Annotated in this window: 14 protein-coding genes; 10 read left to right on the top strand and 4 right to left on the bottom strand. The window is 70.4% G+C overall.

The genetic code is table 11. The annotated features are described in order from the left end of the window. Window positions 1-258: 258 nt before the first annotated feature. A complete protein-coding gene (locus MKL09_RS16950; RefSeq protein WP_244021990.1) occupies window positions 259-3,702 on the bottom strand; it encodes an AsmA-like C-terminal region-containing protein in 3,444 nt (1,147 codons plus the stop codon). 174 nt (window positions 3,703-3,876) lie between these two features. Between MKL09_RS16950 and MKL09_RS16945 the strand changes: the two genes are divergently transcribed. From MKL09_RS16945 to MKL09_RS16915, 7 genes are all read left to right on the top strand, one after another. Further along, entirely contained in the window at window positions 3,877-6,234 is a 2,358-nt protein-coding gene (locus tag MKL09_RS16945; protein ID WP_244021988.1) for an ATP-dependent helicase, read from the top strand. 417 nt (window positions 6,235-6,651) lie between these two features. Continuing rightward, the gene (locus MKL09_RS16940) at window positions 6,652-7,368 is read left to right on the top strand and encodes a PhoH family protein (RefSeq protein ID WP_243951244.1); all 717 of its coding nucleotides are present in this window, start codon (window positions 6,652-6,654) and stop codon (window positions 7,366-7,368) included. 132 nt (window positions 7,369-7,500) lie between these two features. Continuing rightward, entirely contained in the window at window positions 7,501-7,722 is a 222-nt protein-coding gene (locus MKL09_RS16935; protein ID WP_244021986.1) for a hypothetical protein, read from the top strand. A gap of 145 nt (window positions 7,723-7,867) precedes the next feature. After that, window positions 7,868-8,152, top strand: a complete 285-nt coding sequence (locus MKL09_RS16930; RefSeq protein ID WP_244021984.1) for an accessory factor UbiK family protein — start codon at window positions 7,868-7,870, stop codon at window positions 8,150-8,152. A gap of 290 nt (window positions 8,153-8,442) precedes the next feature. Beyond that, window positions 8,443-8,952 (top strand): YbjN domain-containing protein, encoded by a 510-nt coding sequence (locus tag MKL09_RS16925; protein ID WP_007569163.1) that lies wholly within the window; start codon window positions 8,443-8,445, stop codon window positions 8,950-8,952. Further along, window positions 8,949-9,779 carry a pyrroline-5-carboxylate reductase gene (gene proC, locus MKL09_RS16920; RefSeq protein WP_409566941.1) on the top strand — a complete coding sequence of 277 codons (831 nt, stop codon included), beginning with the start codon at window positions 8,949-8,951 and terminating at the stop codon, window positions 9,777-9,779. Before MKL09_RS16925 ends, proC begins: the two co-directional genes overlap by 4 nt. A gap of 93 nt (window positions 9,780-9,872) precedes the next feature. Beyond that, window positions 9,873-10,679 (top strand): TetR/AcrR family transcriptional regulator, encoded by an 807-nt coding sequence (locus MKL09_RS16915; protein ID WP_244021982.1) that lies wholly within the window; start codon window positions 9,873-9,875, stop codon window positions 10,677-10,679. Between the two features lie 142 nt (window positions 10,680-10,821). On the opposite strand, the gene MKL09_RS16910 is transcribed toward MKL09_RS16915, so the two are convergent. Together MKL09_RS16910 and MKL09_RS16905 are read right to left on the bottom strand one after the other, a co-directional pair. Next, window positions 10,822-12,777, bottom strand: coding sequence for a methyl-accepting chemotaxis protein (locus MKL09_RS16910; protein ID WP_244021980.1), 1,956 nt, complete (start codon window positions 12,775-12,777; stop codon window positions 10,822-10,824). Window positions 12,778-13,398: 621 nt separating this feature from the next. Beyond that, complete coding sequence (locus tag MKL09_RS16905) at window positions 13,399-13,836, bottom strand: histidine kinase (RefSeq protein WP_244021978.1); 438 nt, start codon at window positions 13,834-13,836, stop codon at window positions 13,399-13,401. 229 nt (window positions 13,837-14,065) lie between these two features. On the opposite strand from MKL09_RS16905, the gene argJ reads away from it, so the two are divergent. From argJ to MKL09_RS16890, 3 genes are read left to right on the top strand one after another with little or no spacing between them, the layout of a single operon-like run. Then, window positions 14,066-15,316, top strand: a complete 1,251-nt coding sequence (gene argJ, locus MKL09_RS16900; protein ID WP_244021977.1) for a bifunctional glutamate N-acetyltransferase/amino-acid acetyltransferase ArgJ — start codon at window positions 14,066-14,068, stop codon at window positions 15,314-15,316. Continuing rightward, entirely contained in the window at window positions 15,313-16,032 is a 720-nt protein-coding gene (locus MKL09_RS16895) for an SIMPL domain-containing protein (RefSeq protein WP_244021974.1), read from the top strand. The genes argJ and MKL09_RS16895 overlap by 4 nt, the downstream gene beginning before the upstream one ends. After that, a complete protein-coding gene (locus tag MKL09_RS16890; RefSeq protein ID WP_244021972.1) occupies window positions 16,029-16,457 on the top strand; it encodes a (deoxy)nucleoside triphosphate pyrophosphohydrolase in 429 nt (142 codons plus the stop codon). Before MKL09_RS16895 ends, MKL09_RS16890 begins: the two co-directional genes overlap by 4 nt. A 116-nt stretch (window positions 16,458-16,573) precedes the next feature. On the opposite strand, the gene MKL09_RS16885 is transcribed toward MKL09_RS16890, so the two are convergent. After that, the gene (locus MKL09_RS16885; RefSeq protein WP_244021970.1) at window positions 16,574-16,981 is read right to left on the bottom strand and encodes a DoxX family protein; all 408 of its coding nucleotides are present in this window, start codon (window positions 16,979-16,981) and stop codon (window positions 16,574-16,576) included. Window positions 16,982-16,990 lie beyond the last annotated feature (9 nt).

Raw genomic sequence — 16,990 nt, 5'->3', positions numbered from 1 at the left:
TTGAAAGAGGTTCCTGACGCCATGATTGCACAGCTACCGCTTTTGCTGCTGCTATCGTCATCAATGTAACTGTTAAAGCTATAATACGTGTTGTTATTGACGGTAAATCCGGAGTATGTTTTGCTGGCATCCCCCGGCTCGGCCTCCTTCGAGGCTGCTGCGCAGCACCTCAAGATGAGGGGTGAGGTTGGGATTTTTCGTAACGCTGGCCGCAGCCCTTCGTGATCGCGCGTGTCCGTTACGCGATCGAAGGGACTCTCACGGCCTGCCCTGGGGCTGCGCCCCCTCCGTCCCGCCCGGCGTCGCCTCACCCTCGCTCTGGGGCCGCGCCCGGGCCTGCCGGGCGGCTTCCTCGGCGGCAGCTTTGTCGGCTGCAGCCTTGATCGCGGCGGCGCGGGCGCGGTCCATCTCGATCCGGGCGCGGCGGCGCTGGCGCTCGACCTGGTCGGCCTCGGTCAGCTCGATGGTCTCCAGCTCGCGCTGGAGCACGAAGGCGGCGAGCCCGTTCGACAGGGCGCCGACGTCGAGAACCCGCTCGGGCGCCCCGAGCGAGCCGGTAAAGCCGAGCTGGACGGAGGGCGGGCCGGCGCTCCAGCCCCGGGGGACCGCGCCGCCGGACAGGAGCCCGCGGGCGTCGAGGCGGTGGCCGCGCAGGTCGTAGCCGAGGGTCCCGGACCAGCGGGCGGCCCCGAAATCGAGAGCGAGGGGGCCGGCCCGCAGGACACCGCCGACGAGGGTGGCCGGGCTGCTCGCCGGGGCCTTGGCCTGCGCGCCGCCCTTGGCGAGTTCCTCGGCCACCAGGGCCTGGAGCCGCCCCTCCCGCAGAGGATCGTCGATCTCCACCGCCCGGGCGAGCGCACGGCCGAGGGCCGACGGGTCGGCCTCCGGGACGCTCAGGTCCTTGAGGGTGAGGTTGCCGCTGCCGGAGAGGTTGTCGGCGAGGCCCGGGGCGGTCTCGGCCGTGGTGGTGAAGCGCAGGGACGCGGTCATGCGCCCGCCGATCGGGCCGCCCCCGGCCAGGGTGGCGAGCGCGGCATCGTCGAGGGCGCCCTCCCCGGAGACCGACGCCTCGGGTCCCCGGCGGGTGATCGTGGCCGAGCCGGCGATCCGCCCCCCGGCGAGCTTGGCCGTCAAGTTGCGCAGGGTCAGGGCGCCGTCGGCGAGGCCCAGGGCCAGGCCGGCCTCCGTGGCGGTGAGGTCGCGGCCGAGGTCGAGGCTGGCGATCCGGGCATCGAGCACGACGGGCGCGAGCGTCTGCGGGACCGGGCCGAAGCGGTCGGCCCTGGCCGGGTCCGGCGGGAGCAGCAGGGCCGCCGCCAGTTGCGGCACCGACAGGCGGTCCAGGGTGAGGCGGCCGCGCAGCGCTCCGCCCGGCGCCCGCAGCAGTCTTCCGCTCAGGGCCGCGCCGGCGATCCTGCCCGCGGTGTCGGCGGCGATGTCGCCCCCGTCCTTGGCGAGAGAAAGATTCAGGTCGGCCGGCCACGCGCCCGGGGCGAGGCGCGCGGCCCCGGCCAGGGTCAGGAACGGCGCGAGATCGGCGGTGTCGGCCCGGATCTCGCCGGCCCGCGCCAGGGCGTCGGGGCCGACCAGGATCGGCCGGGCGGTGGCGAGCTTCAGGCCGGCGAGGGTGCCGTTGACGGTCAGCGCGAGGGTGTCGGTATCGGGCCGCTCGGCGCTCAGGTGCAGCTCGGCCGGCTGCTGCAGGCCGGCGATGTCCGCGCGCCCGAGCCAGGCGCCGGCCCGGGGCGCGGTCAGCGTCGCGGTCCCGCCCTCGATCCGCGTCCCGCGGCTTGCCAGCGTCAGGTCGAGGGTGCCGCCGCCGGCATTGCCCCGGGCCTGGCTGCGCAGGGCGTCGGCCGCGCCGCCCTCCCGGTCCAGGGTGACGGCGAGGTCGAGGGGCGCGTCGCGCAGGAAGGCGGGCAGCAGGCGGATCTCGCCGACCCAGACCCGCTCGAGCAGGCCGAGCAGCGGCGCCGCCACGGGGGCCTTGAGCCGCCCGGAGACGCGGCCGGTCCCGTCCGCGCCGATCCGGCCGGACAGCTTGGCGCTCGCCCCCGCGAGATCCGTGACATCGAGGCTGTCGACCACCAGGCTCGACCCGTCCGACTGGATGCTCGCCGCGATGGTGCCGTTGCCGGAGCCCGCCGGCCCGTAGCGCACGTCCTTGGCTTCGAGGGTCAGGGCGAGATCGTGGTCGCGCAGGCTGCCGAGGGTCGTCCCAAGGGCCGGCAGGGCGGCGATGTCGATGCCGCTGGCGCGGATCTGGGCGTCGAAGCGCCCGCGCGCTCCCGCCTCAGCGGCGGTGTAGCGGGCATTGCCGGTGATGCGCGCCGACGCCAGGCCGAGGCGCAGGTTGCGCAGGGACAGGCCGGAGGCGGCCGCGGACACGTCGGCGGCCGCCTCGACCCGGCGCCCGTCGAGGAGCGCGGTCAGCGGTCCCTCCAGCCCGAGCCGGCGCAGGTAGCGACCGAGCGGATCCGAATCGGCGGCGGCCAGCGCCACCGGGCCGGTGAGGCGGAACGGCGCCGCCTCGACCTGACCGCTGACCGTGAGGGTGGCGTCGCCGGGGCCGGCCGCCGACAGGCGCCGCAGCAGCAGGCCGCCCGCGCGCTCGACGGTGCCGGCGAGCGCGAGGTTCGACCATTCCTCGCCGCCGAGCACCAGGCTGCCCACGGTGAGGTCGAGGTCGAGCATCGCCGGCAGGCCGCGCCCGAGATCCGGGACGCCGCGGGCGATCAGGTTCTGGCCCTCCGGCGAGGCCAGGAAGGCGTCGAGGTCGAGGCGGCGGCCGTCCAGGTTCAGGCCGGCGCGCCACTGGCGCAGGTCGAGCCGGCCGGTGCCGCCCAAGCGGAGCGCGCGGCCGCCCGGATCGATCGCCAGCTCGACGCCCTCGAACCGGACCTGCGTGCCCCGGGCCTTGAACGTGCCGCCGAGGGAATACGGCAGGTAGGCGCCCGCCGCCTGGGTCGGCGGGCCGACCACCAGGCGGGCCGAGCCCTCGGACTCGACGATCGCCCCGTCGGATTCGGTCGGAACGAGGCCGAGCCGGGCATCGGCCTCGAAGCGCGGATGCGCGTCGCCGCCGCCCGCGATCTTCACCGCGAGCCGCCCGTCCGCCCCCGGCGTGCCGCTCACCGCCCGGAACGGGACGCTGCCGCTCGTGCCCTCGACCCGCCACGGCCCGATCAGGGCGGGGGTCTGCAGGTGCAGGTCCTGGACGTAGAGCTGGTCCGTGCGGCCGGTGGCCGGCACCTGCGTGGTCACCAGGAATTGCTGGACGTGCAGGTCCTCGATGGCGAAGTCGCGGGCGCGCAGGGCCTCGCCGAGATCGGTCGGGATCCGCAGGGCCTCGCTCGCCACCACCGGGAGCTTGATCTCCGCCCGGCCGATTCGCGTCTCGGTGAAGCGGAACTCGCCCTTCAGCAGCGGCGCCAGGGCGACCTCGGCCTTGACGAAGCGGGCATCAAGGGTGGGGCGGGCCGGATCGGCCCCGAGATGCAGCCGGTCGATGCGCAGCCGCGGCGAGGGCAGGAGCCGCACCTCGATCCGGCCGTCGGTCCGGGCCGGAACGCCCAGGGACCGGGTCAGCCCCCGGTCGACGAGCGCGCGCTGGGCCTGCCAATCGATGACGGGCGGAACGGCCAGAGCCGCGACGAGAACCAGGATGACGGCGCCCGCCAGCGCGGTCAGAAGATCACGCACGCTACCCGTTCCGCACTCTTTCCGCGCGGTCGCGGCACCGTGATGCCCCGCCGTCGCGTGCCCCCCTGGGCAACCTGCGACCGGCCATAGCACGATAAGTCCCGGACGGCGCCAGCGGCGGTGCCGGGACCGAACACCCTCGACGCCGTTCGCGATTTGGTCCAGGGAAGCGGAATGCAGAATGGCCCGCACGCGCAGCCCGCCGGGGACGGCGCTCCGACCTCCATCGCCGCCCGCGCCATGGGCGCCCTCCGGCGGGACGCCGCCGCCTATCTCGAAGGGCTCAACCCCGAGCAGCGCCGCGCCGTCGAGGCGACGGAGGGTCCGGTGCTGGTCCTGGCCGGGGCCGGCACCGGCAAGACCCGGGTGCTGACCACCCGGATCGCCCACCTGATCGCCACCGGCCGCGCCCGCCCCTACGACATCCTGTCGGTGACCTTCACCAACAAGGCCGCCCGGGAGATGAAGCTCCGGATCGGCGCGCTGATCGGCCCGGCCGGCGAGGGCATGCCCTGGCTCGGCACCTTCCACGCCATCGGCACCAAGATCCTGCGCCGGCACGCCGAGCTGGTCGGGCTGAAGTCGGACTTCACGATCCTCGGCACCGACGACCAGCTGCGCCTGATGAAGCAGGTGATCGCCGACCAGAACATCGACGAGAAGCGCTGGCCGGCCCGGGCGCTGGCCCACACCATCGACGGCTGGAAGAACCGCGGCCTCTCACCCGAGCAGGTGCCGCCGGGCGAGGCCTCGTCCTTCGCGTTCGGCAAGGGCGGCGCGCTCTACACCGCCTACCAGGCCCGGCTCGCGACGCTGAACGCCGTCGATTTCGGCGATCTTTTGCTCCTGTGCCTCAAGCTCTGGCGTGAGAACCCAGACATCCTGGCCAATTACCAGGACCGGTTCCGCTACATCCTGGTTGACGAGTACCAGGACACCAACGTCGCCCAATACCTGTGGCTCAGGCTGCTCGCGCAGTCACGAAAAAACATCGCGTGCGTGGGCGACGACGACCAGTCGATCTACGGCTGGCGCGGCGCCGAGGTCGACAACATCCTGCGCTTCGAGCACGACTTCCCGGGCGCCGTGGTGGTGCGGCTGGAGCGCAACTACCGCTCCACCGGCCATATCCTGGCCGCCGCCTCTGGCCTGATCGCCAAGAACGAGAGCCGACTCGGCAAGACCCTGCGCACCGAGGACGAGCCGGGCGAGCGCGTCACCGTCACCGGCGCCTGGGATTCCGAGGAAGAGGCGCGCCAGCTCGCCGAGGCGATCGAATCCCTGCAATCCAAGCAGCATCCCCTGTCGGAGATCGCCGTGCTGGTGCGGATCTCGGCGCAGATGCGCGAGATCGAAGATCGCTTCGTCCAGCTCGGCCTGCCCTACCGGGTGATCGGCGGCCCGCGCTTTTACGAGCGCGCCGAGATCCGCGACGCGCTGGCTTATCTGCGCGTCACCATGAATGTCAGCGACGACCTCGCCTTCGAGCGGATCGTGAACACGCCCAAGCGCGGCCTGGGCGACGCCACCCTGCAGCAGCTCCACACCTACGGCCGGGCTGAGCGCCTGCCGCTGCTGATCGCCGCCCAGCGCCTGTGCGAGACCGACGAGCTGAAGCCCCGGGTCCGCGCGACCCTGCGAGCGCTCACCGAGAGTTTTTCGCGATGGGCCCGCCTCATCGAGACGCAGCCGCACAGCGAGGTCGCCCAGACCATCCTGGAGGAATCCGGCTACACCGAGATGTGGCAGAAGGACCGCTCCGCCGACGCGGCCGGCCGGCTGGAGAACCTGAAGGAATTCGTCCGCTCGATGGAGGAGTTCCCCGACATGGCGGCCTTCCTGGAGCACGTCTCCCTGGTGATGGAGGCCTCCGAGGCCGAAGGCGCCGAGCGGGTCTCGCTGATGACGCTCCACGCCGCCAAGGGCCTGGAATTCGACACCGTGTTCCTGCCCGGCTGGGAAGACGGCCTGTTCCCCAACCAGCGGGCGCTCGACGAGAGCGGCCGGGCCGGATTGGAAGAGGAGCGCCGCCTCGCCCATGTCGGTCTCACCCGGGCGCGCAAACGGGCCAAGCTGTCCTTTGCGGTCAACCGGCGGATCCACGGCCTGTGGTCCTCGACCATCCCGTCGCGGTTCATCGATGAATTGCCGGAATCCGCCGTCGACGTGGTCGAGGCGCCCGCGCATTTCTCGGCCGGAGCCTCGCGGTTCGACCGCAACCCGACGCCGTTTGGTTCGAGCTACGGCACGCCGGGCTGGCAGCGCGCGCAGGCCAACACCGCTGCGGGGACCGGCAGCCGGTCCGGCTTCGGCAACGGCCCCGGCGGCCGGGCCGGCGGCCCGCGCCAGATCGAGGGCGAGCTGATCGCCAAGTCGACCGGCGCGCCCTCCGCGTTCCAGGATGGCCAGCGGGTCTTCCACATGAAGTTCGGCCCGGGCACTGTCGCCGGCGTCGACGGCAACAAGCTCACCGTTGACTTCGATAAAGCCGGCCGGAAGATGGTTCTCGACAGCTTCATCCAGGCTGGATGACAGCTTTCCCGCCGACCAAGCCCGGACGTTCCAGGGCGGCAGGGTCGGCCGGCTTCGCCCGTGCGGGCGGGGAGGATCGGGGCCGTGCCGGATGCCGCGTCATCCCGTATCCCCGGCATTCGGCCTGATGCCATCTTGCCAGCGTCTCGGCATTTTCCGCAACGCGGCACCAACCGTCACCCCTTAGTCACACCTGTCGAGCAATCGTCCGGTGCGAATCACGTTGGTGCGCCGCTTGCACTGCGTATTCGGCCCCGGGCGAAACGGCGTGACGCTCTCCACAGGCGAATAGCACGGGGCGGAACCTTCGGCATGGCGCCGGAATTAGTTTCGCGATAGAATAGATCCGGGAGCAGTTAGGTAAACGGCAGTTCATCGACAGATCCAGGTTGGCAAGTCCCGTTGGAGTGTTGATCCATGAAGCGACGCCGCACACGACTTGAACTGGTTGAAGACCGCACGCCCCGTATTCACCGCACCCGCTTCGACGAAGAGCGCAACCTCAGTCCGATCCAGCCCCTCACCGACCGCCAGGCCGAATATCTCGATGCCCTGGCGAGTTCCGCCCAGGTGATCGTCCTCGGGCCCGCGGGCACCGGCAAGACTTACATCGCCGGGACGCGGGCCGCCGACCAGCTCCGCCAGCGCCGCATCTCCAAGGTCGTGATCACCCGCCCGAACGTGCCCTCGGGCCGCTCGCTCGGCTTCTTCCCCGGCACCCTCGAGGAGAAGATCGCCCCCTGGGTCGCCCCGCTCACCGAGGCCATGAAGGAGCGGATGGGCCAAGCCGCCTTCGAGATCGCGCTCAAGACCGGCGACATCGAGATCGTGCCGTTCGAGGTGATGCGCGGCCGCACCTTCAAGAACTGCCTGGTGATCCTCGACGAGGCGCAGAACACCACCACCGCCGAGATCAAGATGTTCCTGACCCGGATCGGCGACGATTGCCAGGTCATCATCAACGGCGACGTCTCCCAGACCGACCTGCGCGAGACCTCGGGCCTGCGCACGGTTATGCACCTGATCAAGAGCCGGATGATGCCGATCCCGGTGGTCGAGTTCACCCGCGACGACATCGTCCGCTCCGGCATCTGCGCCGAATGGGTGAAGGCGTTCGAGGAAACGAATCTCTAATCCAGAAGTTGATGGCGGCGGACCCTCACGGGTCCGCCGTGCCCTCACCGGCACGAGACGCCTCTCCGAACCTCCCGTTTGGGAGGATGAACCGGGCGTCATGCCCGGCTACCAGAAAATTGGAGTCTCTTCGTGAGGAAACTGACCTTCGCCTTTGCCGTACTGGCCTCGATCGGCGGCGCCGCCCTTGTCCAGCCGGCCAGTGCCGCCCCCGGCCTGCCCTCGGGGATCTCCGCGCCCGAATCCGTCACGCAGGTCCGCATGCACCCGATGGAGCGGCGCATGATGCATCGGCGCATGCACCGCCGGATGATGCATCGTCACATGCGCCACCGGATGATGCACCGGATGTAACTTTCGAGATGCGGGGCCTTCGGGCCCCGTTTCCTTGTGCGGATCGCTTTGGGCGTTGCTCCGCACCTCGCGGATTCCTATCTCGTCACCCTGAATCGCGCAGTCAGGCGGCCGAAGCGGCAGCCGGCCGATCCGGGAGACCACGATGCCCCCCTCGAACCGACTGTTCGACGATCTCTCCCGCCTGATGACCGACGCCGCCGGCGCCGCCCAGGGCGTGCGCCGCGAGGCCGAGACGGTGGTCAAGGCGCAGGTCGAGCGCCTGGTCCGCGACCTCGACATCGCCTCCCGCGAGGAGCTCGACGTGCTGCGCGACCTGGTGACCAACCTCCGGACCCAGAACGAGGCGCTCACCGCCCGGGTGGCCGCCCTGGAGGCGAAGAACGGGACTGCCGGAGCCGGCGCGGCGGGGCTCAGCGAAGCGATCTGAGTCCGCACGGCAACGCGTCGGGCTTTTGCACAGGAAGCGCAGCCGATGATTTCGTTTCCTGTTCACCGAGCATGACCAGCACTTTGTGTCGCGAGTCACGGCCGGTCTATAGTCGGGCATAGGGTGATTCGGCGGCTGCGGGGCGATGTCCGCAGAGCTTTGACAGTCGATCGCGTCATCCCCGGCCCGTCTCTGACGGTCGTATCAAGTTCTCGGAGTGTTCTCGCACTCTCTCGCGCGTCCCCGTCACGTCGGGCCGGATCGATTCCGGGCCGTCCTTTTGGATCGTCATGCCGCTTCTCCACGTCGACTTCCACGACCCTGACCGGAACGAGCATCCGCTCGACGTCGTCGAGCGTCTGGCGTCCCTGCGCGACTGGATCTTCGACCGGGCCGAGACCGACGAGATGTCGATCACCAGCCCCGGCCGCTGGACCGACTATCATGTCGCCTTCACCTGGATCGAGGATGTGGAGGCCCTGCACGTGGCCTGCGCCTTCGACCTCAAGGTACCGGAGCGGCAGCGGACCGAGGTGCTGCGCCTGATCGCGATGATCAACGAGCAGCTCTGGATCGGCCATTTCGATCTGTGGTCGAGCGACAGCGTGGTGATGTTCCGGCACGCTCTTCTACTGGCCGGCGGCGCGGTGCCGACCCACCCGCAATGCGCCACCATGATGAAGACCGCCGTGGATGCCTGCGAGCGCTACTTCCAGGCGTTCCAGTTCGTGCTCTGGGCCGGCAAGAGCGCCCGCGAGGCGCTGGACGCCGTGCTGTTCGAGACCGAAGGCGAGGCGTGACGGCAGCCCCGAACGCGGCGCGGATGCCGGCCTCCCTGGTTCTCGCCGGGGCCGGCAAGATGGGCGGCGCGATGCTGGCGGGCTGGCTCGATGCCGGCCTCGATCCTCGCGCCACCACGATCGTCGACCCGGTGCCCGCCCGCGCGATCGTGGATCTCTGCGCCCAGCGCGGCATCCGACTCAATCCGACGGAGCCCGAGCCCGGGGCGGTTCTGGTCCTGGCGATCAAGCCGCAGGGCTTGGACGCGGCGGCCTTCGGCCTCGACCGGCTCGTCGGCTCCGACACGCTGCTGGTGTCGATCCTGGCGGGCAAGACCATCGCCGATCTGCGCACCCGGCTTCCGCGAGCCCGAGCCGTGGTCCGGGCGATGCCCAACCTGCCCGCGAGCATCGGCCGGGGCGCCACCGGAGCCTGCGCGAGCCCGGAGGTGACGCCGGCCCAGCGCGATACCGCCGACGCCCTATTCGCCGCCAATGGCGCGGTGGCGTGGCTCGCCGACGAGGCACAGATCGACGCCGTGACCGCGGTCTCGGGCTCCGGGCCGGCCTACGTCTTCCTGCTGGTCGAAGCCTTGGCCGAGGCCGGCATCGCCGCCGGGCTCGATCCGGCGGTGGCGCAGGCCCTGGCGCGGGCAACGGTCGCTGGGGCCGGCGCGCTCCTCGACGCGAGCCCCGAAGAAGCGGCCGAGTTGCGCCGCAACGTCACTTCTCCGGGCGGGACCACGGCTGCAGCGCTCGACGTGCTGATGCGTCCGGACGGCCTGGCCCCGCTCATGCGCGAAGCCGTGGCGGCGGCCAAACGCCGGGCGGCCGAACTCGCCGGCTGACATCCGTGCGGCATCGCCGCGCGACGGGCCTGCCCTTCCCTGCCGCCTTTCCTACATGAGAGTCGACGACCGACAGGAGCGGGCGACAGACCCATGACCGAGAACAGAGCCCCGTCGAAGCGCACCCGCAAGTCTGCGAGTGCCGTGCAAGACAATGCGGCGGTGAACGACACGAGCCAGCCCGGCACGACCGAGGAATCCCCTACGCAGGCCGAGAGCCCGCCGAAGCTGCCGCCCCGGGAGGCCGCGGTCGAGGCGCTGATGCGGCTCGCTGCCGAGCAGCCTTGGAACGACATCGAGATTGGCGACATCGCTCGGGAAGCGGGCCTGACGCTCGCAGAACTGCGCGACCTGTTCCCCTCGAAGGGCGCGGTGCTCGGCGGCCTCACCCGGATCATCGACCGGAAGGTTCTGGAGGGCGACAGCGCCGGCCTCGAAGAGGAGCCGACCCGCGAGCGCCTGTTCGACGTGCTGATGCGCCGCCTCGACGCGATGACGCCCTACAAGCCCGCGCTCCGCCGGATCGCCTACGCCCTGCGCGGCGAGCCCCTGTCGATGCTGGCCTTGAACGGCGTGATGCTGAATTCCCACCGCTACATGCTGGCGGCGGCCGGGATCGACACCGAGGGGCCGCTGGGCCAGCTCAAGCTCCAGGGCGTGGTGATCGCCTTCGCCCGCGTCACCCAGGTCTGGCTGGACGACGACGATCCGGCGCTCGCCCGGACGATGGCCAAGCTCGACAAGGAGATCCGCAACGGCGAGCGCCTGATGGAGCGCGCCGAGGATGCCCGGCGGCTGACCGCGCCGCTGCGTGCCCTGGGGCGTTCGCTCCTCGACCGCCGCCCCCGCAAACGCCGCGAGCCCGACGGCGACGAGACGGACCCCGCCGCCGCGATTTAATGGCTGCCCGGCTTCCACGCATCGTGGAAAACCGATGCCTCGTCGCAACCCCACGCGATCCTAATCCCCCACTCATTCTGAGGTGGAGGGTCGGATAAACCGTGAGATGGGCGCGCCGTCACCCGCCTCGGGCACCCGCGGTTCAAGCCGCCTGAATATCCCGCAAGAACCCATCGACCTGCTGGCGGACCTTCTGGGATTGTGACGCCAGCTGCGAGGCCGCGTTCAGAACTTGCGTGGCGGCGCTACCGGTCTCGCTCGATGAAGCCAGCACGCTGGCCACGTTGGCGGACACGTCCCGGGTGCCCTGGGCCGCCTCACCGGCATTGCGCGAGATCTCGCTGGTGGCCACGGTCTGCTGCACCACCGTCGAGGCGATCGCGCTGCTGATCTCGTTCACCGTCGAGATCGTGCCGGCGATCTGCTCGATCGCCTCCGCGGCCTGGCCGGTCGCCGCCTGGATCGCCGCGATCTGATCGCCGATTTCCTCCGTGGCCTTGGCGGTTTGACTGGCCAGTTCTTTGACTTCGGCCGCCACCACCGCGAAGCCGCGTCCGGCCTCCCCGGCCCGGGCCGCCTCGATGGTCGCGTTCAACGCCAGCAGATTGGTCTGTCCGGCGATGCCGGAGATCATGGTCACCGCCGCACCGATCTGATCGGCGGCCAGCCGCAGGCTGGCCATGGCCGCGTTGGTGGTCTCGGCCTCGTGGGCGGCTGTGCCGGCAACCTCATTGGAGCGGATCACCTGCCGCTCGATCTCCTGCAGCGAGGCGACCATCTCCTCGGCCGCCGCCGCCACGGTCTGGACGTTGGTCGAGGCCTGTTCGGCCGCGGCGCTGGAAGCGACCGCTTGGTTGTTGGTGTCGTCGGCGACCTGGGTCATCGAGCGCGCCGTCGCGTCGAGCTCAGTCGCGGCCCCGGTGACGACCTCGAGCGAGGCTGCAACATTCTCCTGGAAGGTCCTGACCAACTGGTCGACCCGCTCGGCCCGGCTCAGGCGGGCGGCCTGCTCGGCGCCCTGGGCGGCCTCCAGCTCGGCCCGCGCGATGGCGTTCTGGCGGAACACGTCGACCGCCTCGGCCATCTCGGCCATCTCGTCCCGGGCCCTCGGCACCGGTATCTTGATCGCGGTGTCGCCCTCGGCGAGGCGCTTCATCGCGTCGGTCATGCCGATGATCGGCCGGATGATGCTGCGAGCGATCAGGAAGGCCAGAAGGCCGCCGATCCCCACGGTCAGGCCGATCAGGCCGATCTGCCACCGCTGGGCACTTGCCACCGCGGCCGACGTCGTTGCCGAGATCTCGGCGACCTGGGACGTCACCCTCTCGCGCGCCGTCTCGGCCCGCTGTTCGATCTTGTCGGTTTGCGGCTTGATGCCGACCTCGAAGGTCGCTTTGACGATGCTCGCCGCGTCATCATAGGCCGCGACGGTGCCGGCATAAGTGTCCAGCGCTTTGGCGATGGCCGTGACCATCGGCACGAGCGTCGCTCCGCCCCCGCCCGTCTCGAACGCCCGCAAGGCGGTGCGGGCCTGCTCTACAGCCTCTGCGAAGACGCCCCGATCCTCCGGACGCAGCCCGATCGTGAGGCGTGCGGCCGCGAGCCGGGTCCGCAGCACGGCGTTCTCGACCGTCTGAACCCGATAGATCAGTGCGTCGTCGGCACGACCGCGCGCCTCGGCGATCAGTGCGTCGGTGAAGCGCGTGAGCTGATCCCCGCCTGCAAACATGGTCGTTTTGGTTTCGGTCAACTTTGAACCGGCCGCCGCGAGTCGTTCCAGTTCCGGCTTCAGGGCCCGCGACTCGTCGCGGATCTCACCGTAGAGCTTGCGCCGCTCTTCACTCGGGGTCGCCACGAAGTGGTTGATGCTCGCCGCCTCGATAGCTTGGCGCGTCTGCTCGATCGCGGCGATCTGTGCGGGATCCGGCTCGAAGCGATACTTCTCTGCGGCGCTCGTCAGGCGCAGGGCGAGGTTGCTGATCGCGAAGATCGACCGCGAACCTTGGTCCAGGCGAGAGCGCGCGTCGTAATACCCATCGATAGTGCTCTGCTGATGAAGCGAGAAGGCACCTATGCCGGCAGCGATCAGCACAAGCATCGCAAAGCCGGCATAAAGCCGGTGGCGGATTCCCAAGGTCACAGGCGTAAGACTTTCATTGAGGCGTACCATCGACGGGCACGGCACCCATAAAAATCGGTCGAATGACATTCATGTGTCAAGATTAATTCGTAAATCTTGAGGATGATTATAAAGTAAAATACCAAAGTCTGATACTTTGGCAATAAATTCGCCTCGGAATGTGACCCGCATTCCCTGAATGCATATTCGCCGCATTCGTGCTTTGATAAAATAAAATAATTATCTTTATTGTTCCGATTTTTCCCGGAACGAGATGAGATTTATCGATACATCTGGAACATCGAGCCGAGTTGTCTAGTCTCCAAATGCATAGCCAGGAAACTTTACGCCCCGTGTCGCGGCGATAAGCAGACGAACCAGGATGGAGCCGGGTCAACTTTTCGTGGTGCCCAGCGGTGCATCGCTGTCGCGTTCCCCGGGATCCGGGGGTCCGGCACCCGCCCCGGACGACATCTCGACGCGAGGACCGGCGAACGATTCGACAGGCGGCGGGACCTCGCGAAACCCACGCCGCGCGGAGTTTGGAAACAAGCCCCGGGGGTGCGGGAATCGCGAATCTGCCGGCGGGATACAGGCCTGTCAGGCCACGCGGTCGGCCAGCGCCTCGCGCATCAGGGTCGCGACCATCCCGTCCTGGAACTGCTCGCGCTGGATGAACAGTGCGTCCGGAACCAGCACCGACGCCTCCTGCTCCGGCGGGTCGAACGGATCGCTGGAGAGGACGATGCGCAGGCCCGGGCGCAGGGCCCGCGCCTCGACCGCGAGTTGCGCACAGCACAGGCCGCCACCCTGCAGCGCGGCATCCACCACCATCACGTCCACGGGCAGCCCGAGCGCCAGCACCGTCATGGCATCGACGCCCCGGTCGCAGGCGGTGACCTGGTAGCCCAGCATCCGGATCTCGGCGGAGATCTCGTCGCGCCAGCGCTTGTGGCGGCCGACGACGAGCACCTGAATCCGGTAGCAGACGCCCTGGGGCAGCCTGCTCGAGGCCGTCTCGACGTCGGTTGTGGGCATAGTCCGCACTCGACCTCGCTCTGGCTTTGCGATGCAGCATGCTATGCCGGGAAGCAAGGCTCGCGCAAGCCCGGCGCCGCGAAGACGCCGCATTCGGCGCCGCCGCTGCCCAAAGTGCATGCAGCCTCACGCATGAGCATCGCGTGGCGTGCGGTTGACGGCGCCGGGGTCGCGCGGGCAACACCGGGCCGCCGCGGGAGGCCCCGCGCGCTGCCGGAGCTTTCAGCCGATGTCGTCCGCGAAATCCCCGCCCGTCTCCCCGCTGGCGCCGCGCGCGGTGCCGGAGCTGCCGCCGCTGCCGGGCGTGCGAATCGCCACCGCCCAGGCCGGCATCCGCTACAGCGGCCGGACCGACGTGCTCTACGTCGACCTCGCCGCCGGCACCCGGGCGGCGGGGGTGTTCACCCGCTCGAAATGCCCCTCGGCGCCGGTGGATTGGTGCCGCGAGGCCCTGGCGCATGGCGGGGCCCGGGCCGTGGTGGTCAATTCGGGCAACGCCAACGCCTTCACGGGCCGGCTCGGCCGGGAGGCGGTGGCCAAGACCGTGCAGATCGCCGCGCAGGCCGCCGGCTGCAGCGACCGGGAGGTCTATGTCGCCTCCACGGGGGTGATCGGCGAGCCGCTGCCGGCCGAGCGATTCGAGGGCGTGCTGACCGATTGCGCCGCCCGGGCCACGGACGGCCCGGCCGCCTGGGCCGAGGCCGCCCGGGCGATCATGACCACCGACACCTTCCCCAAGCTCGCGACTCGCACCGCCGAGATCGACGGCGTGCGCGTCACCATCAACGGCATCGCCAAGGGCGCCGGCATGATCGCCCCCGACATGGCAACGATGCTGGCCTTCGTGTTCACCGACGCCGCCCTGCCCCAGGCTGTGCTCCAGGCGCTGCTCTCGGCCGGCACCAAGACCAGCTTCAACTGCGTGACGGTGGACGGCGACACCTCGACCTCCGACACCCTGCTGCTGTTTGCCACCGCCAAGGCCGGCAATGCCGAGATCGCCGACGCGGCCGACTCGCGTCTCGCCGGCTTCAAGGCGGCGCTCGACAGCCTGCTGATCGAATTGGCCCAGCTCGTCGCCAAGGATGGCGAGGGCGCGCGCAAGTTCGTCACCGTGCGGGTGACCGGCGCCGAGAGCGACGCCTCCGCCCACAAGATCGCCATGTCGATCGCCAACTCGCCGCTGGTGAAGACCGCGGTGGCCGGCGAGGACGCCAATTGGGGCCGCGTGGTCATGGCGGTGGGCAAGGCCGGGGAGCCCGCCGACCGGGACAGGCTGGCGATCTGGTTCGGCGACGTGCGGGTGGCGGTCCAGGGCGCCCGCGACCCGGATTACAGCGAGGACGCCGCCAGCGCCGTGATGCGCGAGCCGGAGATCGGCATCCGGGTCGATCTCGGGTTGGGCGAGGGGAAAGCTCGCGTTTGGACCTGCGACCTGACCAAGGGCTACATCGAGATCAACGGGGATTACCGCTCGTGAGAACGCGCCTCGCGGGGATTCTCCTGCTGGCGCTGCTGCCCGCCGGGGCGCAGGCCGACGATTCGGAGTGCAAGCGGCGCATCAGCGTCGTCGGGCGGGCCGCGGAGGCGCGGGCGCCGGACTTCGCCGAGGTCATCGTCGGGATCGAGGCGCGGGGCGCGACCCCGGCGGCCGCCCTCGACGCCGCCTCAAAGGCGGTGGCCGGCATCTCTGCGCAGGCGCGAGCGCTCGGCGTGCCGGCCGCCGATATCGGCACCGCTGCGGTGACCCTCCAGGCCGGCACGCGCAGCGTGACCCGGCCCGGGGGCTTGGTCACCGAGGAGCCCGACGGCTACCGGGCCGGCAACACGGTGACGGTGCGCTTGGCCGACATGGACCGCCTCGGCGACCTGCTGCGCCAAGCCCTCGATTCGGGCGCGAACCGGATCGACGGGGTCAGCTTCGGCCTGCGCGATCCCGACAAGGCCGAAGCGGCCCTCCAGGTCGCGGCGGCCCGCGACGCCCGGACCCGGGCCGAGGCCCTGGCCGAGGCTTTGGGCGCCAAGCTCGGGCCGCTCTGCACGCTGGGCAACCCGGGCGCCGCGGTCCCGCCGCCGCCGGTCTTCAGCCGGGCGCTGGCGGCACCGATGGCGGCCAAGGGCCGGCGCGTCCCGATCGAGGCCGGCACGATCCAGCTTTCCTCCGAAGTCTCGGCCACCTTCGCGGTGGCGCCGTGAGCGGGCCCGAGACGCCTGCCCTGCGCCTGTTGCTGGTGGTCGCGGTGGCGCTGGTCGACGTCGACGGCCGGGTGCTGGTGAGCGAGCGCCCGGCGGGCAAGCAACTCGCCGGCCTGTGGGAATTCCCCGGCGGCAAGGTCGAGGCCGGCGAGCGCCCGGAAGAGACCCTGATCCGCGAGCTCGCCGAAGAACTCGGCATCCGGGTCGAGGAGCCGTGCCTGGCGCCGCTGACCTTCGCCAGCCACGCCTATCCGGACTTCCACCTGCTGATGCCGCTCTACGTCTGCCGCCGCTGGTCGGGTACGCCCCGCTCGATGGAGGGCCAAGCGCTCAAATGGGTCCGCCCCAAAGCCCTGCGCGACCTCGCCATGCCCCCGGCCGACGCGCCGCTGATCCCGTTCCTGGTCGAGCTGTTGGGGCAGTAAGATGGTTCTCCGCGGGAGGCGTCGCGGGATCGGGAGGCCCGCACGGATCGCAGCATCCGTGTGGGACGTGACGGCGTAGCCGGAGCGGCCGTGTGAGGGGCTGATTGCGAAACCGCTCAGGCGCGGCCCTGCCGGGCGTCGAGGCTGAACGGGCCGGCCCCGAAGGCCGCGACCTGAAGCAAGCCGCCCGCCACGGCGAGGTTCTTCAGGAAGTGGAACATCTGGTTCGGGTCCGCCAGGGCCGTGTGGAAGGTCAGGGCGGTGGCCATCGCGAATCCGGCGAGCGCCAAGGCGACGAGCCGGGTCCGATAGCCCAGGATCAGCAGCAGGCCGCCCACCACCTCCACAAGGGCGGCGGCCGCGAACGAGACCTCCGGCAGAGGCAGGCCGGCGGACCGGATGGTGGCGAGCGTCGCGGCCGGGGCCGCGAGCTTGCCGACCCCGCTCACCAGGAACAGGGCGCTCATCAGGACCCGGCCGGTGACCGGCAGCAGCGTCAGCGCGGGGGCGATCGGGGATGCCATGGGAAGACT

It is taken from the genome of Methylobacterium sp. J-048 (assembly GCF_022829515.1).
In the GTDB taxonomy this organism is placed as follows: Bacteria; Pseudomonadota; Alphaproteobacteria; order Rhizobiales; family Beijerinckiaceae; genus Methylobacterium.
The sequence above is the reverse complement of the archived record's forward strand: the minus strand, read 5'-3'. Positions and strand labels throughout refer to the sequence as shown.